Consider the following 22,581-nt stretch of genomic DNA (forward strand, 5'->3'; position numbering starts at 1 on the left):
TTATTTTCCTTCCTTTGTAAGTGTATTCGGCTCTAACTCGTGACGAGCCAACAACTTAGCAATTTGCCCAATATTTCCTGCGCCTTGGGTCATCACGATATCGCCGTCCTGCATAATGTTCGCTAGAATTCCCGGCAGAGCATCTTTATCACCCACGTAAACAGGCTCAATCTGACCACGCTGGCGAATAGAGCGGCATAGCGATTTGCTATCCGCGCCCTCAATAGGCTGCTCGCTTGCAGCATAAACATCAAGCAATAACAGCGCATCAACACTTGATAAAACTTCCACGAAGTCCTCATAGAGATCTCGGGTACGCGTGAAGCGGTGAGGCTGGTACACCATAACAAGGCGCTTATCAGGCCAGTTGGCTCGCGCAGCGGCTATTGTGGCTCTGACTTCTGTAGGATGGTGTCCGTAGTCATCAACCAAACAAACTTCACCTTTACTGGTATCAAACGTACCTAATTGCTCGAATCGACGGCCAATACCGCCAAAGCCTGCCAACGCTCGAATAATCGCCTCATCGTTGACTCCTTCATCTGTGGCCACAGCGATTGCTGCAAGGGCGTTAAGCACGTTGTGATTCCCGGTAAGATTCAGCGTAATCTCAAGGGGATCGTGATCGGGACGAATAACCGTAAAGTTTGCTTTGCCAAACGACAGGCTGATATTTTTAGCGCGATAGTCGTTATGAGACTCAAACCCGTAAGTGATGATGCTACGGCCTATGCGAGGGCGAATCTCTTGAATATTAGCATCGTCACCGCACACTATAGCCTGCCCGTAAAATGGCAAGTTAGACAGGAAATCAACAAAGGTGTCTTTTACCTTTGAGAAATCACCGCCGTAGGTGTCCATATGGTCAGCTTCGATATTAGTTACCACAGATACCATGGGCTGAAGGTGCAGGAACGACGCATCGCTTTCATCAGCCTCAGCAATTAGGTAGCGACTTTTGCCTAAGCGTGCATTGGTGCCCGCGCTATTTAACAAACCACCGATAACAAACGTTGGGTCGTACTCTGCTTCCGCGAAGATAGTGGAAATCAAACTGGTTGTTGTGGTTTTACCGTGGGTGCCCGCTACGGCAATACCGTGACGGAATCGCATGAGTTCGGCGAGCATTTCTGCCCGGCGAATGATAGGAATGCGCTGTTCGCGCGCTACTATAATTTCCGGGTTCTGTTCATTGATAGCGCTAGACACAACAATGACGTCCATGCCCTCTACGTTTTCTGCACGATGACCAATTTTTACATCAGCGCCTAATTCGCTTAAGCGTTTTGTCATAGGCCCTTCTTGAATATCTGAGCCTGAAATTGCATAACCTTCGTTTAGCAGTACTTCTGCAATACCGCCCATACCGGCACCGCCGATGCCGATAAAAAATATATTTTTCACCCTGCGCATTTGCGGGCTTTCAAATGGGGTTTTAAAAACCATTAGTCCCCTTCTCCTACCACGCTTTTAACGTGGCTTACTACATTTTCCGTGGCATGAATGCTTGCACATGTTTTTGCTAGCGCACCCATTTTTAAGCAGTCTTCGGGGTGTTCTAACCATCGACGCACTGCCTGCCCTAAGTTCTGTTTCAATACAGATTGTGCAATCATTAGCGCTGCATTTTGCTTCACTAACGACTGCGCGTTTTTTGTTTGATGATCATCTACTGCAAATGGCAGGGGGACAAAAATCGCGGCGCGGCCAGACGCAGCCACTTCACTAACGGTAAGCGCGCCGGCTCTACATACAATAAAATCAGCCCATTCGTAAGCGGCTGCCATGTTGTCGATGAAGTCGCTTACCTCCACGTTAGCCATGTCAGCCCCTACGCTCTCGTAGGCTTTTGCAACAGCGTCGCTGTTTCCCTTTCCGCACTGGTGCTTTATAGAAAGACCATTTAGTACGCCGCAGGTTTCCGGCACGGTTTCATTTAAAATTTGTGCCCCTAAACTTCCACCGACCACGAGCATATTAAGGGATGTAGCCCCTGCGTATGACTCTCGTTTTTTGGGTTTAACCTGCCAAATGTCATCGCGAACGGGGTTACCCACAGTATGCACGTTATCCGCAGCGCCTGAAAATTGTTCTTTAGCATCATCAAAGCCAAGAAGCACGCGACTTGCGAGTTTGCTCAGCAGCTTATTTGTCATACCTGCCGCAGCATTTTGCTCGTGAACAATGACAGGGATCCCTAAACTCTTGGCCGCAACGCCGCCCGGCCCACTGGCATAGCCGCCAAACCCAACAACAATATCAGGCTGTAGCCGCTTTATGATTCGACGCGCTGAAAACAAGCTTTTAACCAATGCCACTGCACCTTGGATACGCGCTGAAATGCCCTTGCCTCGCAGCCCCTTCACAGGGATAAAGTGAATGGGAATATCGTGTTTAGGCACCACTTGCGCTTCCATTCGCTCGGCGGTGCCTAGCCAATGAATATCCCAGCCTTCCGCTCGAAGCGCATTGGCAACGGCAAGACCTGGGAAAACATGGCCGCCTGTACCCCCAGCCATAATTAAGCAACGCTTAGCCATTGTCAGCCTCCTGTGCTACGCGAGCGAGTATGGCTTTTATGCCGGCTTTGCCTTCATCTTCTGCCGATGAAGCTTTTGTGGCTGGCTTAGCTTCTACCGTTGACGAGGCAAAGTTATCGTCATCATCAACCGTTTTATCTTTGCTATTGATGTCTGCGTCTTTCGCTACGCCGGCAGCTATAGGCTTTTTCCTGCGTGGCTTTTGCTTAGCATCTCTTGCATCGCCGCGCCCTATTGCCTGCACACCATCAACCCGTAACTCAAAGTCAATGCGAAGTAATATTGCTACCGCTATCGACATGATAATAAGCGAAGAGCCACCATAGCTTACCAAGGGTAACGTCAATCCTTTAGTAGGCAAAATACCTGCGCTTGCGCCAATGTTTACCGCCGTTTGAAAGCTAAACCAAATGCCGATGCTATATGCGAGGTAGCCATCGAATGCGCGGCCTTTTTCAAGCGCCTGATTTCCAATACGCAATGCTCTAAGTACCATCCACAAAATAAGCCCCAGTACCGCTACTACGCCCACGAAGCCTAACTCTTCAGCTAAAATCGCCATGACAAAATCGGTGTGTGCTTCTGGTAAAAATTCGAGTTTTTGTAAGCTATTGCCAAGCCCCTGTCCGAACCAGTTACCTCGCCCATAAGCCATCAATGACTGAGTAAGCTGGTAGCCTGCGCCGAAAGGGTCGGCCCAAGGGTCGAGAAATGATGTCACCCGCTTTAATCGATATTCCTCGAACACGATAAGGGCGACCACTGCCAAAATCCCTACGAATACCAGTGCGAAAAACTGCCACAGCCTTGCACCAGCTAAAAACAACAAGCCAATAGTCGTGGCAAACATAACAACCACCGTTCCCAAATCAGGCTGAAGTAATAGCAGCATCGCTAATACGAAGAACACCACCAGCGGCTTTAAAAAGCCTTTTAGGTTTTCCGTTACCTCTTCATAACGGCGCACTAAGTAGCCAGCAAGATAAGCGAAGAAAAAGAGCTTGGCTGGCTCAGCGGCTTGAATAGTAATAGGCCCGATTGCGAGCCAGCGGGTACTGCCGTTAACTGTCCTTCCCACAACAAGTACGGCAAGGAGTAGCACTATTGCAGCTAGTAATAAATAAGGGTTGGTCATGCGCCAAAATTGCATCGGTAAATTAAGCACAATCATGGCGGCGATAATGGCCCCCACAATGTAAATACCGTGGCGAATTGCAAAGTAGAAAGGGTTATCGTGTAATCTGTCAGCCACAGGCATCGACGCAGACGTAACAATAATTACGCCTATGCTCATCAGTGCGAGCGCGATAAGAATAAGCGTAACGTCATAGGGGTGTTTCGCCGCTGCTTGGCCATCGTGTTTGGCGGCAAACAACGCACTTAACTTAGTAGAGGCTGTGATCATGATACGGCCTCCTGCTTTATATCAAGTAAGTCATGCACGGTTTGCTTAAACATTTCGCCACGATGCATGTAGTTTTTAAACATATCTATACTTGCACATGCTGGCGATAGTAATACGGCATCACCTGGCGCTGCTAATCGTAAAGCCCCTTTCACCGCTTCTTTCATGGTCGCGACTTGGGTTGTATGTGCAAAGCTTTGCGCAAACAGGTGGGCGTCTTTGCCTAAGGCAAAAACATGTGACACGTATTGCGTAAGATAAGGGGCTAGGCTACTTATGTCTGCGCCTTTGGCGTCTCCACCCGCAATAAGTAAAAGTTTACCCGCAATTGTGGGGCTTATCCCTTCTAAAGCAGCAATGGTTGCACCGATGTTTGTTGCCTTAGAATCGTCGATATAGCGCACGCTATTCACCCGCGCAACTTCCACACAGCGATGCGGCGCAGACTTAAAGCTATGTAAATGCTTAACCGCTTGGTCTGGTGAAACCCCGAGCTTACAGCAAATGCCCAGCGCGGCCATGATATTCAATACATTGTGCATGCCCGCTAAGTGAATATCGCTAAGCGCAATAATTGGCTTGCCGTTAAATGCGATATGTTTGCTGTCCAACATTGTGACTATTGAAAAGCCGGTATCAGAGGCACCAAGACCGTATTCTATCGCGCTTCGCAAAAGCCCATTTTGATTTGCTTTTTGCGCATTAGCCTGGCTTTCGACATTCAAGGCGTCGTCTGGCGCGACAAACTCGCCATCGCGCCACACTACCGCTGACTTGGCGTTAGCGAAAATACGATGTTTTGCATCAACATAATGCTCAAGGGTGCCGTGGCGGTCTAAGTGATCATCGGAAATATTAAGCACAGTGGCAGCCTCTAGAACTAGGCTTGAGGTTGTTTCAAGTTGAAAGCTCGATAGTTCCATCACCACTACATCTGCGTCGCTTTCAAGGGCTTCAAGTACAGGTCGCCCAACGTTGCCTGCCTCAATGCTCTTTACGCCGCATGCGTTAAGTAGGTGGTTTACCAACAACGTGACCGTGGTTTTACCGTTAGACCCCGTTATACCGACAACGCGTTTCGCTGGTGTGTCGCTCTTAAATGATGTATTCAAACGAGCAAACAGCTCAACGTCACCAATCACTTCAACGCCGCACTGTTTCGCTAATTCCACCTGCTCGATATCTAGCGCCAAACCCGGGCTTAACACCAAGGTATCAACGCCGTCAAAGTAATCGGCGCTAAGAGCGCGACAAGTTACCTTTTCAGCCATGAATGCTTGCATGCTTGTATCAAGGTTTTCAGGTGCGCTAAAGGTAGGCCGCGTATCGAACGCTTTCACGGTTGCCTTGTGTTGCAACAAGAAGCGCACGCAAGCCTGACCTGTAACACCTAGGCCACCGACTACATAACTATGCTCACGTACGTTATACGACATTAATGTGTGTCTCTTTAGCGCTTATCTAAGTTTGAGGGTCGCAAGACCAACCAATACCAAAATGATAGAAATGATCCAAAAGCGCACGATAACGCGCGGTTCTGGCCAGCCCTTTAATTCATAGTGGTGATGAATAGGTGCCATACGGAAAATGCGCTGGCCACGCAATTTGTAAGAGCCCACCTGAAGAATGACCGACAAGGTTTCCATTACAAAAACACCGCCCATAATGATTAACACCAGCTCTTGGCGCACTAATACGGCGAGCACCCCTAAGGTACCGCCTAGCGCTAATGAACCAACATCACCCATAAAGACTTGTGCCGGGTATGTGTTAAACCATAAAAAACCTAAGCCTGCTCCAACCATGGCGGTGCACACAATCACCAGTTCACTGGTAAGCGGAATATGTGGAATGTTGAGGTATTCAGCAAAGTTGGCATTACCTGTTACATAGGCAAAAATAGCAAACGCACCTGCCACCAAGATGGTAGGGACAATCGCTAAGCCGTCTAATCCATCGGTAAGGTTTACCGCATTACTGGTCCCCACAATGGCAAAGTAAGTGATAATGATGAAGAAGATCCCTAACTGCGGGAACACTTCCTTGAAAAAGGGCACCAATAGCGAGGTTTCAGCGCTCATGGTTGCGCTGCTATACAGATAAAAGGCCACGCCTAACGCCACCACCGATTGCCAGAAATACTTCCAGCGGGCGATGAGCCCTTTAGAGTCTTTGCGAATGACTTTTCTGTAGTCGTCAACAAATCCGATAATACCGTAGGCCACCACTACAGTAAGGGTAACCAAAACGTATCGGTTAGTTAGGTCGGCCCACAGCAGACCACTTACTACGATTGCTGCAAGGATCAACAACCCACCCATAGTAGGCGTGCCAGATTTTGACAAATGACTTTGAGGGCCATCGTCACGTACCGTTTGTCCTATTTGCATACGCTGCAAATAACGAATCATCTTAGGGCCAATAAGAATGGCAATAAGCAACGCGGTCAGCGTACTTAAAATTGCGCGAAGGGTAAGGTATGAAAATACGTTAAACCCTGAATCAAATTGTGTCAGCCAGTCGGCTAGCCAAATTAACATGCTATTCGCTCCCGACGGCTATCGTGCTTTCCCAGCGCAGAGGCCTCGACCGCCTCTACCACGCGTTCCATTTTGGAACTGCGTGAACCCTTAACTAAAATTGAAATATCGCGCTGCTGCACTAACAAATCACTCTCCATTGCGGCCAACAAACTTTCAACATCGCTGAAATGACCGCCATTTTCATTAAACACAGCACTGGCTGATTGACTCAAAACACCCATGGTATACAGGTAGTTAATTCCTTTTTGTTTAGCGTATTCCCCCACCTGCTCGTGGTAAAAACGCGCCTTTTCCCCTAACTCTTTCATATCGCCTAGCACAAGAACGCGGATGCCTGAAAAACTACTTAACGTATCAATTGCTGCATTAACTGACGCTACATTGGCGTTGTAAGTATCATCTAATAGCCGAACTTGGTCGGTAAGCTGTTTTACATTTAAACGCCGCTGACTTGCTGCATGGCAATCAATCCGTCGCGCACGTTTTCAAGGTTTGCGCCTACTTGAAGCGTTAATGCTGCAGCCACTAGGGCATTACCAACGTTGTGAACGCCAGGAATAGTAAGCTGAATAGCGATTTCGCCTTGCGGGCATACTAGGTGGAATGACGCACAGCCATCTAGACCAATGGTGATATCTTCGGCTTGAAAATCTGCGTCGTTTTTCTGCTGCGGGGAAAATGTTAGCGTTTTAGAGTTTGTTTAAGTTTGCCTTGCCAAAATTCTGCAAACTGGCTGTCGACATTGACAATAGCGACACCGTCTTTGTCTAACCCTTTAAAAATTTCACTTTTGGCGCGCGCTACGCCAAGCAAGCTACCAAAGCCTTCTAAGTGCGATGCTGCGGCGTTCACAATGGTTGCAACATCCGGCTTCACTAGATTTGTGGTGTAAGCTATTTCGCCTAAGTGATTGGCGCCTAATTCCATCACGGCATATTCATGGTGTGGCTCTAGGCGAAGAAGAGTAAGCGGTACACCAATATCGTTATTAAAGTTACCGTTAGTGGCAAGCACATTGCCTCTGCGCGCTAAAATAGCAGCGCACATCTCTTTTACTGTGGTTTTACCGCTACTGCCGGTAATGGCAATCGTCTTTGGGGCTATATGTTGTTTAACCGCAGCGCCTAATAACCCCAAGGCCTCTTTAGTATCTTCAACTGATATCACGGGTAACGAAGTCGTTACGTTTTCGCTGGCAATAACTGCGCTTGCACCTGCATTTTCGGCGGCTTCAATAAAGTCGTGGCCGTTAAAATTCGGCCCTTTCAGCGCCAAATACACGGCGCCACTTTCAATGGTGCGCGTGTCAGTACTGACGGCCAACACTTGCGTGTCAGCATTACCATTTAATAATTTTCCGTTAACCTTGCCGGCTATCCATGACAGCGTTGTTGTTATCATTTGCTGTACTCCTGTTGCAGTCGCGCCACAACCGCACGTTCGTTATAGTTAGTCTTTTTGTCACCGATAATTTGGTAATCTTCATGGCCTTTTCCGGCCACAATGATGATGTCGCTTTTATCAGCATGCGCTAGGCAATGACGAATAGCTTGCTCTCTGTCAGGAATTGACACCGCAAGGCTAATGTCTTTTAAACCGGTAATAATGTCCTGCGCGATAGATTCAGGGTCTTCGCTACGACTGTTATCAGTGGTGATAACAATGGCATCAGCGCCAGCTTCAGCAGCCTGCCCCATTAATGGGCGCTTTCCTGTGTCTCTATCACCGCCACAACCAAATACACACCACACTTTTCCAGCGGTATGAAACTTGGCGCTTAGCAGCACCTTTTCCAGTGCGTCAGGGGTGTGGGCGTAGTCCACCACCAAATTGGCAGCACCGGGTACTGGAAACACTTCCATTCGCCCTGGCACAGGGGTGATCGCATTAACCGCTTTTACCACCGCGTCAAAACGCTCACCTTCTGCCAGAAGTGTTCCTATTGCGCTTAGCACATTACTAATATTGAATTTACCGAAAAGCGGTAGGGAAATGGCGGCACTTCCCCACGAGCTTACCAGTTCAAAGCTACATCCACCGGAATGATAAGAAGCATTTGTGGCGAAACAATGGCGACTTTGAGGATTGTTGTGGGCGCGAAATAACGCACCATCAGCACTTTCATCAATACCCGTCCAAATGCGGCTAATAGCATTGTCAGCAACATTGTCCCATTTATTACTTTCATCATCGTTAGCGTTTAACACCACCGCTTTTAACCCAGGCTGACAAAGCAGCAGGCGCTTAGCCTTACCGTATTCCTCCATCGTGCCGTGATAATCGAGATGATCCCGCGTAAGGTTGGTGAAAACAGCTATATCGGTTTTAACCTTACCAAGTCGCCCCTGAACCAACGCGTGAGAACTGGCCTCAAAGGCGGTATGGCGCACTTCGCTTTGCACAAAGTCTGCCAACAAGTACTGCATACGTATGGCATCTGGCGTGGTATTAGCCGCAGGCGTGTTCGACCATTGCGTCGCATCGCCTTCAAACACACTGCTGCCTAGGGTACCTATGCTTGCACTACGCGTACCTAACGCGTCTTTAAGTTGCGTAAGCAATTGAACTGTAGAAGTTTTTCCGTTAGTTCCAGTAACCGCTACCGTTGTCATCTTTTGTGCGGGATAGTCATAAAAGGCTGCAGCTAATGCAGAGAGCATTTGGGGTAGCTCATAAAGAGAAATGATAACGCTGTGGTCGCGCATTTCCATTTGACCATGAGCTTCACTGTCGTCAGTTTGCGCCAGAATTACACGGGCCCCTAAACTTATTGCCTGAGGGATAAAATCACGGCCGTCGCGCTCATGCCCTTTAATGGCTAAAAAAGCTAACCGCGTGTTCACTTCGCGGCTATCTAAAGTAAGGCCTTCAATACGTATATCCGGTGCGTCTACACCAAACTTCGCCAGCAATGCTTTGGTACTTTGAATAAAGGCACTAACTACCACTTTGACCTCCTTTCAATAAGCGGCTCGAGGTAACGTGCTTATCGTCAGGTGTGACATTTAACATGTGTAATGCGCCGCCCATGATTGACGAAAACACAGGTGCAGCAGTGTCACCCGCATGATACAAGTCGCCACCCGGTTCATTGATAAGCACTATAGTAACTAATCGAGGGTTTGAAACCGGTGCGATCCCCGCAAAAATATTGACGTACTCTTCACCGTATCCCCCGGCCACGGCTTTACGGCTAGTTCCGGTTTTGCCGGCAACACGATAACCGGGTACCGCTGCTTTTGTCGCAGTCCCGCCACGCTGGGTAACGCTTTCCATCATTTGAACAATGGCGTTTGCGTTTTCTTCACTAATAACGCGTTCAGACTGGGCCTGCCAAGACGGTTGTTCCGGCGACTTAATAATATTAAGTGGCGTTTTTATACCGCCGTTCGCGAGGGTTGCATAAAGACGGCCTAACTGTGCGGTAGTTACTGAAATGCCGTAGCCAAATGAAAGTGTGGCTAATTCAAATTCAGACCAGCGGCTGCGCTCGTGAAAGATACCGCTGCTCTCGCCTGCCATGTTAAGCCCGGTATCACTCATCAGCCCCATGTTGTAATAGGTATCAAGCAAGAAGTGCTTTGGTACCGACAACGCTAGCTTTGACGTTCCCATATTCGAGGAGTGTTGAATAATTTCTTCTAGCGTTAGCTCGCCATAGTTGCGTGAGTCTTTTACTAGACTGCCGCCTAACCGCATCCAGCCTGGATTAGTATCAACTGAATCCTCAGGTTCTACTTCACCAAACTCAAGCGCGGTTAATACCGCAAGCGGCTTAAGCGATGAACCGGGTTCAAAAGCGTCGGTAATCACGCGATTACGCATGCGATGGGGGCTGATATTACTTCTGTCGTTCGGGTTAAATGACGGCGCGTTGACCATGGCCAATACATCGCCGCTTTTAACGTCAATGACAATGGCAGAAGCCGAGCTTGATTGGTAATAAATCATGGCTTCTTTAATTTCTTTGTAGGCTAACGCCTGAATACGCTGGTCGATAGTAAGCTGCAAATCGCCCGCTTTTTCGCCCGACGTGGTTTCTAGAATTTCTACCTGGCGTCCTTTGGCATCACGGCGAATTTTGCGAGAGCCTGGCGTACCCGTTAACCACTCGTCGTACATGCGTTCTAAGCCTTCAACGCCCGTATCATCAACATCAGTAACACCAATAAGCTGGGCTGACACCTCGCCTGTTGGGTAATAACGACGGCTTTCACGACGAAGGTAAATACCAGGGATATCTAGCTTATCAACGTACTCTGCCATTGCTGGAGACACCTGACGCTGTAAATACACAAAGCGGCGTTTTGGATTCGCCACTTTTTCTTTAAGTTCATTAACGTCTTGGCGCAATACATCGGCTAACGCTTCCCACCGGCGCTCTTCCTCAAACCCATTATTCTCGTGAATAATTTTCGGGTCGGCATAAATAGCACGAACCGGCACACTCACCGCCAGTTCAACACCGTTTCTATCGGTAATAAGCCCGCGATAGGTCGGCATGTCGCGGGTTCTTAGCGTGCGGTTGTCGCCTTGCTGAATAAGCTCATCTGGCTCGATAACTTGAATATAAGCTGCGCGGGCGGCGAGCACGCCAAAAACGAACATAATAACCACAAGCACAACCACAAAGCGCCAGTGCACTAGGCTTGGCGTTACATTTTGCTTTGCGCCGGTTTTCTTGCGCTGGCGTGGGCTTGATGAATTCATTTCAATTTCACCACTACTTCATCGTCGGCGGTGGGGCGGTACATTTCTAACTGTTTTTCAACAAGGTTTTCAATGCGGTTATGTTCGGTTAACGCCCGCTGCTCTAACACTAGATTGCGCCACTCAACGTCCAACTCGTCCTTCTCTTGCATTAAGTCTTCAAGGGCTATGACCTGCTGGCGATTGTGGTGACTACTAAGCGTTACGGCCATGGCACTTGTGATAACCATTAAATACAACAAAACCCGCAACTTGTTGCGGGTTAAATCTGAAACAATAATGAGCAATAATTTAAAATTAGTGCTGGCCTTGTCTGGTATGGCTTTGGTCATAACTTTTCTGCCACACGTAATACCGAACTGCGGGAGCGAACATTATTCGCAATCTCCTGTTCAGATGGTTTTATTGCTTTACCCAGAGCTTTTAACACTTTATCGGCGTCAATTTCTGCCTGTGTAATCGGTAGGTTGTGGGGTACGACTTTTCCTTTGCTTTGATCCTTTATAAAACGTTTTACTAAGCGGTCTTCAAGCGAGTGAAACGAGATAACCGCAAGACGCCCTTCTTTCGCCAATACCTGTGTGGCCGCTTTTAGCCCAACGCGCAATTGCTCTAATTCTGCATTGATATAAATACGGATACCCTGGAATGCACGCGTCGCCGGGTGCTTAAACTTATCTTTCACCGGTACGGCTTCATCAATGATTTTTGCAAGCTGTGCAGTACGTGTAATGGGCGTTTCTTGGCGAGTATTTACAATGGCATGGGCGATTCGCTTGCCGAACTTCTCTTCGCCAAACTCTTTAATGACCTGTGTAATGTCTTGTTCTTCGGCGTTAGCTAGCCAGTCTGCCGCACTTTGACCACGCGAGGTGTCCATACGCATATCAAGTGGGCCGTCTCGTAAGAAGCTAAAACCGCGTTCTGCATCATCAAGTTGAGGCGAAGACACACCTAGGTCCATTAACACACCGTCAATCTTGCCGGTAAGGCCCAGCGCTTCGATTTCTTCAGCCATATCACCAAATGGTGAGTGGATAATGCTAAAGCGCTTGTCATCGGCAAAGCGTTCAGCGGCCTTGATAGCCTGTGGGTCACGGTCAAAGGCAATGAGTCGCCCCTTCTCGCCTAACGCGTCTAAAATATGCGCCGAATGCCCGCCACGGCCAAACGTAGCATCAATATAAATGCCGTTTGGTTTAATCGCCAATGCTTCAATGCACTCGTCAAGCAATACTGAAATATGTTTAAATTCATTAGGCTGCGTCATAGCGAGAAGTCCTGTAATCGTTCGGTAAGTTCAAATTCGCCTTTGCGTTCGGTGTCTATATCAGCTTCAACTTGTTGTGCCCAAATATCGGCATCCCAAATTTCGAATTTGTTTAACTGACCAACTAACATGACTTCTTTTGAGAGTTTTGCGAAACTTCGCAGTGGAGTAGGAACAAGAATACGCCCGCTTTTATCCATCTCACCTTCTGAAGCATAACCTAGTAGCAATCGCTGCAAGCGACGCTCGGCTGGAACCATGCTTGAAAGCTTAGAGAGTTTAAGCTCAATCTCTTCCCATTCGGGAAGTGGGTAAAGTAGCAAACAACTTTGTTGTGTATCGACTGTGCAGACTAGTTGTCCCTGACAATCATCCAGCAGCGACTGACGATACTTCGTCGGTATAGCCAGTCTGCCTTTTGTATCCAGATTGATTGCGTTAGCGCCGCGGAACATTCCCCTAGCCTTTTATTATTTGCTCTTGTTTTTCTTGTTTTTTGAGTACTAATCTGCAAAGTGATGATGATTTGATCCACAATTCGCCACATTTACCCACTGAGATACAGTTTAGGTATCAATGATCCCCACTGTCAAGTAGAAAAAAGGCGTGAAAGCCGCATAAACACTGGGTTTAAACTGGTTGGATATACAGTTCTTTTAGGAAGTGTATGATTAGGCGCGTAAAAAAGATTAAAAAATATTCAGGTGAGAAAAAATAAAGGTGTAATTAATCGATGAACTGCTGTTTTTGACTGTAAATAAGCGGCGAGATCTCACGATTATGTTTAACGCTGTTTTCAGCGGTATTGAGCGTATGCTGAGTCGAAATTCAACCAGCTTCGCCTCATCAGTACGTTAAAAACCGAGTGAGTTAACACGACTAGTGCTAACTCACTGCATTTACATCAACGCGTGCTAACGCATAGCGATGATAAAGGTGTCCTAACTTAGAAACGATATGATGCTGAAAGTGAAGCAACGTCACTGCTTTCTTCCCCATCAATATCCGTTTCATAGCTTGCTGATATTGAAAACTGTTCATTAACCCAATAATCGAGTGTTACTCCAACAGCCTTCTCATTTACAAAGCCGTCTGGCGCATCTGAATAGGTGAACAAGCCAGCAACACTGAAACCTTTATTGAAGAAGTAACGAGCTGAGCCATAAAAAACGTCATTACTTTCAGCTATATACTCGGCCATAAAGTCCCAGCCTTTACCACCCCTTCCAACAGTTGTGTAACGAGTAAAAATTAATGCAGAAGATTCGTTACCGCTAGCTTCAAACACGTCATCTTCGAAGACATATTCAGTGCTGAAGTGCTGATAAGTCAAACCTGCGCCAACTTGCCACTCACGTGATAAGTTGTAACCCAGCTTAGCATTTATGTCGGTGCTATCAGATTCGCCATAGCCATTGTTCCATTTCCTATGAACCCCTTCGATTGCTAACATTAAGTTTTCATCGATGTAAAACGTCGCTCCAAGATTAAAAAAGTCGGCACCATCTAAATTGGCGTAACCACCAGATAAACTCGATACACGCTGAAGATAAGGGTTTATAAGGTAAGCGCCGCTGTTTCCGCTAACTTCTTCCAGGTAGCGCACATACCTTGCACCGTAGAGGTTGTCATCGAATCCTTCAGGATCGACAGCGGTAACCTGTACTTCGTTTTGCGTAGCTGCATGTGCTGCTGAAACTGTAAATACCGAAGCCGTAATAATTGATAGTGCGGTTAGCGTTGTTGAAAGTTTATTAGATTTGATGTTCATGTCTTTTGTCCTTAAAAAATGTGTTGGGAACGACGTGTAATAACACTACGCATAAGATAAGACATTAAAACTTAACGGATTCTGAACGAAACGTGACGAAGTCTGAACGTGAATTTTAGGTACAAAAAAACCCGCAACTTTGCGGGCTTTTGAACTTCAAAATGAGGGAGCGATTACGCGTTTGGCGCCGCTTCAGGTGCTGCTTCTTCTGCTTTAACCGCTGAAAGCTGCATGTTGCGAATTGGATTATCTGTATCGTTAGAAAGCTCAACAAGGCGGTTTAGCTGACCAACAGACATCATTACTGCATAAATAGCACCTAGGAAGCCTTGTTTATGTAGCTCAAGTACTTGCTCTTCAGGTAGCTCAAGAAGTTTCTTCTCGTTGATGCTCATCATGCCGGTAACATTGCGCTGCTTACCGTCTTGGTAAGTAAGGCGAATTTGAATTGGATCAAGAAGGTCCAGTTCAACGACTTTCGCAACAAAACGCTGAGTTAGCATTTCGCTGTTTGCAAGGTCTGCTAGGAATTTCTGACGGTTATCTAGGAATTCACTTGCTTCGCCAGCTTCTGTAAATAGCGCTTGGCCTTCATCAGAAATAAGATCAGAGTTTTCGTCGATGTAAACACCAAGCTTGTCACCGTCAGGACGTACGTCGAACGGGTAGCGAAGGATGTTCATTGGAACGTGAGGACCTTTCCAGCTGTCGCCAGTTAGGAAAAGGTTTTGACCCTGTTCCATACCAAGCATAGTAACTACGTGGTGGCGCTTAGCATTCGTGTCTTCAATGAAAACAAGCGGCATAGTTGCTGCTAGTTGTGCGAACTCACGGATTGTTGCTGCTGCAAGGTGTGTATTTTTAGCAAAACTGAAAGAAGTGTTTACCGCAACCTTTAGGTCTTTATGCTTTTCTTTATCTAGCGGTACAAAGTTAATAGCCATATTTATTTCTCATACTTGTTAGCTGTGGCCCCGGCTTAATTATGTGAGAAGAGCGGGTGCCACTAAAAAATTACGTCGGCCGCGCTGATGTATATTATCCATCGATAGTTGGCGGAGCGCTTGGGAGTATCCCGTATTCGCGCAATGAAGTCACGCAGTCTTCACCATAACAAGTTTTAAATTTTTATTGCAATGTAAACTTTAAGTGAATGAGCCCAAGCGCTCTAAAAATGAGCAATTCCGACGAATTTGAAGAATTACGCGAGCAATGAAGGGGAAACGAAAGCCTATTGTCGCGGTATGAATTATCCTTTAGTCTCTAGTTGCTATTCATTTTAGGGGCTGAAGGCCTAAGCGATTAAAAACAAAATAAGGACTTTCTATGAAGGGGCGCTTCCCACTTTCATCTTGCGCATTAGTTATCTCTGCGCTTTTTGCTTCACACACCGCACTGGCAGAAACACCGACCTACTCTGCCTCTGAACGAGCGGTAAATATCGCGAAGGAAACCATTATTGTAGATGGTCATATTGACGTACCTTACCGCGTTAAAGAAAAATGGGTGGATGTAACCAACGCAACTGAAGACGGCGATTTTGACTACCCGCGTGCCGTTGCGGGCGGTTTAAACGCCCCTTTTATGAGCATTTACGTACCAGCAAGCTTAGATAACTCTCCAGAGTCTACACAGCTCGCTCATGAACTTATCGACTCAGTAGAAGCAATTGTTGCGCGAGCGCCTGATAAATTTGCCATTGCCAAAAGCCCTTCTGACGTAAAAGCGCAGTTTGAAAAAGGCCTCATTTCGTTGCCAATGGGCATGGAGAACGGCTCACCTATTCAAGGTGATTTAGCAAACTTAAATGCCTTTTACGAGCGCGGCATACGCTACATTACTCTTGCTCACAGCCAGGCTAATCACATTTCAGATTCCTCTTATGACCTGCGTAGAAAGTGGAAAGGACTGAGCCCATTTGGCAAAGCGCTAGTGGGAGAAATGAATAACATCGGCATTATGTTAGATATTTCTCATGTGTCTGACGATGCCTTTTACCAAGTCATTGAGCTAACAAAAGCGCCGGTTATTGCGTCGCATTCATCGCTTCGTCGTTTTACCCCGGGTTTCGAGCGCAATATGAACGACGACATGATTAAAAAGCTAGGTGAGAATGGCGGCGTTATCATGATTAACTTTGGCTCTAGTTTTGTATCAAAAGTGGCCGGTGAATGGCGAAGAGGCCTATCAGCTGCCCGTAAAGCGTTGATTGAAAAAGAAGGGGAAGATAGCCCTAAACTTGAGAACTTTGAAAAAGCCTACCGTAAGGAAGTACCTTATCCTTACTCCACGTTAGATGAAGTGCTTGACCACATTGACCACGTTGTAAAGCTAATAGGTGTTGAGCACGTGGGCATTGGGTCTGACTACGACGGCGTGGGCGACTCGCTGCCAATTGGGCTTAAAGACGTGGCGAGCTTTCCAAACTTAGTTCAAGGGTTGCTGGATAGAGGCTACAGCCGTACTGATATTGAAAAAATATTAAGCGGAAACCTTCTGCGCGTATGGCAGCAGGTGGAAGACTATGCGGCAGCGCACTAACACCTTTTCAGCCCCCTGCTATAAATAGCAATTTAACCAAAGGGAAGCCATAAGCGCTTCCCTTTGCATTTATTTAGCGCTTTCTACCGCGGGTTATGCTTAAGTAAAACACGCATGGTAATACCAAAAGCGTTAACACCAACGCACTTGCCATACCGCCCACCATTGGCGCTGCAATACGCTGCATTACTTCACTACCGGTGCCCGATGCGTAAACAACCGGTAACAGACCCGCAATAATAGACAAAGACGTCATCATGACGGGACGAAGTCTTGCCGACGCAGCGTGTACGATTGCACTTCTGACCACGCAGTCTCTATGCGCTAGGGATGCATCGATTGCTCTATCATTATCGCGACCAGTTTCAGTATCGCCGTTAGCGTCATTTCGACTATTCGACATGATGCCTTCCTCATGCTTAGCGAGGGCATCTTCAACATATTGTTTTAAATAGACCAACATAATTACCCCAATCTCTACCGCAACGCCTGCTAGCGCAATAAATCCAACGCCCACGGCTACCGACAGATTAAAATCAAGGAAGTACAGCAGCCAGACGCTACCCACAAGGGCTAGAGGGAGGGTTGCTAATATGAGTGCCACGTCGCGCAAACGTTTAAAGGCTAAGTATAATAGCAAGCAAATAATGGCTAGCGTTGCTGGAATAACCAGCGATAACTTGGCTTTCGCCCGTTCTAAATAAGCAAACTGGCCCGCCCAGGAAATGGAGTAGCCCGGCGGCAATTTAAGGTGTTTGTGCAAATGCGCTTTAGCCTGCTCAACATACCCCCCTAAATCTATACCTGTGGCTGAGTCAGAAGCAATATCAATATAAACCCACCCGTTTAGACGCGCATTCTCGCTTTTAATTGCGGCAGGGCCATCTGCTATTCGAACCTTGGCAATATCCCCTAACGTAATATGAGCGCCACTCGGTGTTACAAAGGGCATTGACGACAAGGATTCAGGTGTATCGCGATAGTGCTGCAAAAATCGCATGCTAACGGGAAAGCGCTCGCGCCCTTCTACCGACTGAGTTACCACTTTTGTGCCTACAGCGCTGGCCAGAATACTGTGGACATCATCAATGCTAAGACCATAGCGCGCCGCTAATTGGCGGTCGATATCAATATTGACGTAGCGACCGCCCACCACCCGCTCTGCGTATACCGAAGCGGTGTTAGGTACGTCCTTTAGCTGCATTTCAATATCTTTACCTATGGCTTCAATTCCCGCCAAATCAGGCCCGGCGATTTTAATCCCCACCGGGGTTTTAATTCCTGTCGCCAACATATCGATTCGGGTTTTGATAGGCATGACCCATGCATTAGTGAGCCCGGGGAACTGTACCAGTGCATTAAGCGCTTCTTTAAGTTTCTCTGTTGTCATGCCGTCTCTCCATTCAGCTTTCGGCTTTAACTGAATAAAGGTCTCAATCATAGTGAGTGGCGCTGGGTCAGTAGCGGTATCCGCTCGCCCTACCTTTCCAAATACGCTTTCCACTTCGGGTAACGTTGCTATGAGCTTGTCTGTTTGCTGTAAAACTTCTCTGGCTTTACCCACCGAAATTCCCGGGTACGTGGTGGGCATGTACATCAGGTCACCTTCATCTAATTCAGGCATAAATTCACTCCCTAAATGACTTAGTGGCCAATACATTGAAACCAGCAGGCATATAGCGCCCGCAACAGTAGCTAGCGGATAATGAAGCAGGCGCATTAACACCGGCTTATAGAGGTTGCTTAACGTACGATTGACCGGATTTTCCGCTTCTGAACGTATCTTACCCCGGACAAAGTAACCCGCCAGTACGGGCACTAGCGTTACTGCTAGCGCTGCCGCCGCTGCCATGGCATAAGTCTTGGTGAATGCAAGGGGGGCAAATAGTCGCCCTTCTTGTGCTTCTAACGCAAAGACAGGAATAAACGACACCGTAATAATAAGCAGCGAAAAGAACAGCGCAGGCCCAACTTCTGATGTTGACTTTATGACTAACTCCCACCGTTTCGCTGCGCTAAGCGGCATTGGCTTTAGCGACTTTTGTTTACTTGAAATTGCGTGTTGATGAATATGTTTATGCAGGTTTTCAACGACTACGATGGCCCCATCCACCATAGCGCCTATCGCAATAGCAATTCCCCCCAGCGACATAATGTTGGCGTTAAGCCCCTGTAGTTTCATTACGATAAACGCGGCGAGTATGCCAATAGGTAAGCTTATTAGCGCTACAACAGACGAGCGCAAATGGAATAAAAAGAGGGCACAAACCGCGCCAACTACCAGCAGCTCCTCCATTAGCTTATTCGAGAGCGTTTCTACCGATTTATCGATAAGCGTGGAGCGGTCGTACACAGGGACAATATTAACGCCCTCTGGCAAGCCTGCCTTTAATGCCTCGAGCTTCGTTTTTATGGCGTCGATAGTGGCTTTCGCGTTTTCGCCATAACGCATAACGATAATACCGCCCACAGTTTCGCCCCGACCATTAAGTTCCGCCACCCCCCTTCGCATTAAAGGGCTTTCGACCACGTGGGCAACATCGTTAATGGTTATACTCACACCATCTTTGATAACCCCAGTAGGCAGCCGTTTAATATCGTTTATGCTTTGAATATAACTTTGCGCAGTAACCATGTATTCCGCTTCGGCCATTTCAACGACCGACGAGCCCGTCGCGCGATTGCCTCGCGCTAGCGCAAGTTCAATCATAGAAGGCATAATGTTATAAGCGCGCAATTTTTCCGGGTCGACAATAACCTGGTATTGCTTCACCATGCCGCCCACCGAGGCAACTTCTGACACACCTTGTACAGACTGCAGTTCAAACTTTAAGAACCAGTCTTGCAGTGCTCTTAACTCCCCGGCATCCAGTGCGTTAGGCTGACTAGTGTCATTTTCTAAGGCATAGATATACACCCAACCTACGCCCGTCGCATCAGGCCCTAGCTGCGGCGTTACACCCGGCGGAAGTTGAGATGACGCTTGGCTTAAGTACTCTAAAACGCGACTTCTCGCCCAGTACATGTCCGTATCGTCATCGAAAATGACGTAAACGTAAGCATCACCAAAAAAAGAATAACCACGAACTGTCTGAACGCCGGGTACGGACATGAGCGCAGACGTAAGCGGAAATGTCACTTGATCTTCCACTACCTGTGGCGACTGCCCCGGGTAGCTTACCTTAACAATAACTTGAACATCTGACAGATCAGGTATGGCATCGACCGGGGTTGTTTTTTACTGCCCATACCCCAGCAATGCTCAGCACAATCGCGCTTAGCAGCACCATAATGCGGTTATTTACCGACCAGCGAATGACTGACTCAATCATGGTGCATGTGCTCTTTGTGATTCATTGCCTTGGTGTCGCTATTGCCCTCGCGTTGTGGGCCACTTTCACTGTTATGGCCGCTTGTTGCGTCATGCTCACCGTGACGCATTTCATGGGGTATGGTTTCACTTGGCATAGCTGCCGACTTTGCTCGCCATCACCTGATATTTTTTTTGGCTATAGTGGTTTTCATCACCGCGGGGAAGCTGTTGTTTAAACCCTACTTTAATTTGACTCATGGGCTCTTGGTCAATTGCAAACCCATCTGTAGGTAAGTTTTGCATCGATACAGACATTTGCGGGTTAGACCAATAAGACGCTGCATCTGCGTCTGCTTTAAACCCTTGCTCACGATAGGCATTCCCTTTTAGCAAGGGGTCGTGTTGAATGGCCAACTGAACCGCTTGCTCTAAACTAAAGGTATCGGCCGTGGCTATCTTAGAAAACCCTATCGAACACAGACACACTAATAGCGACAAAAGCAGCGTATATTGAGCGTACAGGCCCCGTAGTTGAGAACATGTGCTAAAAACCAGATGGACTTTTGGGGTTACCAATAAATTACTCATGTGAATATTACTTTTCAGGTGCAATGCGCGTTGTGAAAGCCAACTTTTAAGCGTTATAAATATAAGCTTCTTTAATAGCGAAGGGCCAAGACACTAAAAGCGCATTACATAGACAAACAGTGTTTGCGAAGGCCTTTCACCCATGTCACTTCACTAGTGTTTCGGGCAAGGGTCGCAAACGCGAGATAGATCTATGCTGCGAAAAGGGTTTTAGGTGGGCGAAACTGCCCGAAATGAAGAGTTTTGTATTGCTGCGAAACAAACGACAAGGCAGCCGTTCTGTTGACCGTTACTTCAGCTTCCATGAGCGGCTGTAACAGTGCTGTAGCGCTAAAGTTGTAACAGTGATCAGTGGGACACTGACACTCGTCATTACAACAAGACATATCAGCATTTTGTGCCATGGTTGCTTCTTCCAACGAGGCATCCAATTTCTGCTCCTTTGCTATTTCGCGCATTAGCATCCCCTGATGCTGACAATGCGGTGCATCGGCCTCGTGTTGAGAAAGGTCCGAAGGTACAGGCTTCATTGCCATTTCTGACATTGAAAAGTTTTGATTATGCAAATGAGATGACGTTTCAAAAGATACAGCATTCCCTGACGACACAAGGGACATCATTAAAAAGAGCATAAAAGCGGCCAAACTCACGCGTTTTTTGACCTTGTTGCCTAGGTTTTATGGGCATAAAACTGTGCTGTACCTTTTTAGGTTTACCTGCTTTCAGTAATACCACTTTACAAGAGGGTGGCTATAGTTGCTATTTGCAGCTTAAATAATAGCGCGTTAAAAGGCCCCGGTAAACTCTGTGCGCAGGGCCCGTTCGTCTTATTTTAAAACTGATTCAAGTAATCGGTTAGCATAAAGCGCATAGTAGAAAACAATGGGTTTGCTTTAGGCACCGCGCATTCTTCTTGCTGGTTAACCATGTTAGCATTGAAATTCATGTCGTTCAGTAAAGTGGAATTAACGACTAAGTCAGCATGGCACAGTGAATAAGACTCATCAATAACGAAAAACGTATTCGGCCCTTTGCTAGCATCCATCAACCCTTCAACACCCGCAATAGGCGTAGTGACATCGGCTTGAGAATGGGCTGCAAATAAGGGCACCTCAATATTGTTACCTTCTTCTATCTTTTCGCGAATTGTATTAATTAAATCCATTAGCTCTAGCCCGGCGAACCCTGCTACGTTAGGATATTTGTAAGGGTTTGGCCCATGTGTCACGTAGCTTCCGTCTATCATTTTAGCTAATAGCTTAATACACCCCAAATACGCGACATGCCTTCAGCGTTATCGGATAGTGCAAGAGCCCCTGAAAACAACATTAAGCCGTCTATGTTATCGGCCCCGTCCAAATAGTGTTCTACTGCAAGCGCGCCACCCGTAGAGAACCCTCCTACAATGAGTGTGTCACCCATGCTGTCAGCTAATGTTATGATTTCATCAACATGACTCTGCCAACGTTCAGCCAAATCCCAGTCAGACATGTCGTCATCCGCGTCACGCTTGCCGTGGCCGGGTAGTAACGGCACCACAACGGTAAAACCTTGTTCGAATAAGATATTTGCTATTTCACGCATGAAAAAGGGAGAGTCGCTTAGCCCGTGAATTAACACAGCGACCTTGTCACTTGCGCTGTTGGTAAGCATAAAAGGCCCGTTGCCTTCATTGCGCAACACATTGCTACACACAGAAAAACGGTTAAGCGCGGTTTCCCTACAAGGCTGGGTTTGCCCCCACTCTTTTTCGTAAAAAGCTTTAAACTGCGCCTGCGACTCTTTTATTTTACTATTTTGGGCCAGCGCATTATTGGCACTAGCTAGCGCAATACAACACGCAAGCATTTTTACAAAAGACTTCAACGACACCATTTTTCTCCGCTATGGAATTTCAATA

Annotated in this window: 16 protein-coding genes and 3 pseudogenes; 1 reads left to right on the forward strand and 18 read right to left on the reverse strand. The window is 47.2% G+C overall.

Annotated features, from left to right (window positions below; translation table 11 throughout):
* The 13 genes and pseudogenes from murC to ACX5J7_RS12985 form a co-directional block, all read right to left on the reverse strand.
* Positions 1 to 1,446: a UDP-N-acetylmuramate--L-alanine ligase gene (murC, locus tag ACX5J7_RS12925; protein ID WP_287150640.1), complete on the reverse strand. Its 1,446-nt coding sequence runs from the start codon at positions 1,444 to 1,446 to the stop codon at positions 1 to 3.
* Positions 1,446 to 2,540: an undecaprenyldiphospho-muramoylpentapeptide beta-N-acetylglucosaminyltransferase gene (gene murG, locus ACX5J7_RS12930; RefSeq protein ID WP_071952422.1), complete on the reverse strand. Its 1,095-nt coding sequence runs from the start codon at positions 2,538 to 2,540 to the stop codon at positions 1,446 to 1,448. Before murG ends, murC begins: the two co-directional genes overlap by 1 nt.
* Positions 2,533 to 3,945 (reverse strand): cell division protein FtsW, encoded by a 1,413-nt coding sequence (gene ftsW, locus ACX5J7_RS12935; protein ID WP_024016778.1) that lies wholly within the window; start codon positions 3,943 to 3,945, stop codon positions 2,533 to 2,535. Before ftsW ends, murG begins: the two co-directional genes overlap by 8 nt.
* Positions 3,942 to 5,381: a UDP-N-acetylmuramoyl-L-alanine--D-glutamate ligase gene (gene murD / locus ACX5J7_RS12940; protein WP_287150643.1), complete on the reverse strand. Its 1,440-nt coding sequence runs from the start codon at positions 5,379 to 5,381 to the stop codon at positions 3,942 to 3,944. Before murD ends, ftsW begins: the two co-directional genes overlap by 4 nt.
* A gap of 21 nt (positions 5,382 to 5,402) precedes the next feature.
* Positions 5,403 to 6,485 carry a phospho-N-acetylmuramoyl-pentapeptide-transferase gene (gene mraY, locus ACX5J7_RS12945; protein ID WP_012519459.1) on the reverse strand — a complete coding sequence of 361 codons (1,083 nt, stop codon included), beginning with the start codon at positions 6,483 to 6,485 and terminating at the stop codon, positions 5,403 to 5,405.
* Positions 6,479 to 7,889: pseudogene (locus ACX5J7_RS12950) on the reverse strand (UDP-N-acetylmuramoyl-tripeptide--D-alanyl-D-alanine ligase). The gene mraY and the pseudogene ACX5J7_RS12950 overlap by 7 nt, the downstream one beginning before the upstream one ends.
* Entirely contained in the window at positions 7,886 to 9,436 is a 1,551-nt protein-coding gene (locus ACX5J7_RS12955) for a UDP-N-acetylmuramoyl-L-alanyl-D-glutamate--2,6-diaminopimelate ligase (RefSeq protein ID WP_287149743.1), read from the reverse strand. The pseudogene ACX5J7_RS12950 and the gene ACX5J7_RS12955 overlap by 4 nt, the downstream one beginning before the upstream one ends.
* Positions 9,426 to 11,198, reverse strand: a complete 1,773-nt coding sequence (locus ACX5J7_RS12960; RefSeq protein ID WP_023559866.1) for a penicillin-binding transpeptidase domain-containing protein — start codon at positions 11,196 to 11,198, stop codon at positions 9,426 to 9,428. Before ACX5J7_RS12960 ends, ACX5J7_RS12955 begins: the two co-directional genes overlap by 11 nt.
* Positions 11,195 to 11,530 (reverse strand): cell division protein FtsL, encoded by a 336-nt coding sequence (gene ftsL / locus ACX5J7_RS12965; protein WP_287150068.1) that lies wholly within the window; start codon positions 11,528 to 11,530, stop codon positions 11,195 to 11,197. The genes ACX5J7_RS12960 and ftsL overlap by 4 nt, the downstream gene beginning before the upstream one ends.
* Positions 11,527 to 12,468, reverse strand: a complete 942-nt coding sequence (gene rsmH / locus ACX5J7_RS12970) for a 16S rRNA (cytosine(1402)-N(4))-methyltransferase RsmH (RefSeq protein ID WP_071959764.1) — start codon at positions 12,466 to 12,468, stop codon at positions 11,527 to 11,529. Before rsmH ends, ftsL begins: the two co-directional genes overlap by 4 nt.
* Positions 12,465 to 12,923, reverse strand: coding sequence for a division/cell wall cluster transcriptional repressor MraZ (gene mraZ, locus ACX5J7_RS12975; RefSeq protein ID WP_287150065.1), 459 nt, complete (start codon positions 12,921 to 12,923; stop codon positions 12,465 to 12,467). Before mraZ ends, rsmH begins: the two co-directional genes overlap by 4 nt.
* 491 nt (positions 12,924 to 13,414) lie before the next feature.
* Positions 13,415 to 14,239: a hypothetical protein gene (locus tag ACX5J7_RS12980; RefSeq protein ID WP_498707315.1), complete on the reverse strand. Its 825-nt coding sequence runs from the start codon at positions 14,237 to 14,239 to the stop codon at positions 13,415 to 13,417.
* A gap of 173 nt (positions 14,240 to 14,412) precedes the next feature.
* Complete coding sequence (locus ACX5J7_RS12985) at positions 14,413 to 15,183, reverse strand: SapC family protein (RefSeq protein ID WP_015067833.1); 771 nt, start codon at positions 15,181 to 15,183, stop codon at positions 14,413 to 14,415.
* Positions 15,184 to 15,565: 382 nt separating this feature from the next.
* On the opposite strand from ACX5J7_RS12985, the gene ACX5J7_RS12990 reads away from it, so the two are divergent.
* Positions 15,566 to 16,780 (forward strand): dipeptidase, encoded by a 1,215-nt coding sequence (locus tag ACX5J7_RS12990; protein WP_015067834.1) that lies wholly within the window; start codon positions 15,566 to 15,568, stop codon positions 16,778 to 16,780.
* Positions 16,781 to 16,853: 73 nt separating this feature from the next.
* Here ACX5J7_RS12990 and ACX5J7_RS12995 read toward each other — a convergent pair.
* The 5 genes and pseudogenes from ACX5J7_RS12995 to ACX5J7_RS13015 form a co-directional block, all read right to left on the reverse strand.
* Positions 16,854 to 20,112 (reverse strand): annotated as a pseudogene (locus ACX5J7_RS12995) (efflux RND transporter permease subunit).
* Entirely contained in the window at positions 20,105 to 20,248 is a 144-nt protein-coding gene (locus tag ACX5J7_RS13000; protein WP_015067835.1) for a hypothetical protein, read from the reverse strand. Before ACX5J7_RS13000 ends, ACX5J7_RS12995 begins: the two are co-directional and overlap by 8 nt.
* Positions 20,238 to 20,681 carry a TolC family protein gene (locus ACX5J7_RS13005; protein ID WP_287148403.1) on the reverse strand — a complete coding sequence of 148 codons (444 nt, stop codon included), beginning with the start codon at positions 20,679 to 20,681 and terminating at the stop codon, positions 20,238 to 20,240. Before ACX5J7_RS13005 ends, ACX5J7_RS13000 begins: the two co-directional genes overlap by 11 nt.
* 191 nt (positions 20,682 to 20,872) lie before the next feature.
* Positions 20,873 to 21,331, reverse strand: coding sequence for a hypothetical protein (locus tag ACX5J7_RS13010; RefSeq protein WP_015067836.1), 459 nt, complete (start codon positions 21,329 to 21,331; stop codon positions 20,873 to 20,875).
* 182 nt (positions 21,332 to 21,513) lie between these two features.
* A pseudogene (locus tag ACX5J7_RS13015) lies at positions 21,514 to 22,556 on the reverse strand (alpha/beta hydrolase).
* Positions 22,557 to 22,581 lie beyond the last annotated feature (25 nt).

Source organism: Alteromonas infernus (assembly GCF_902705815.1).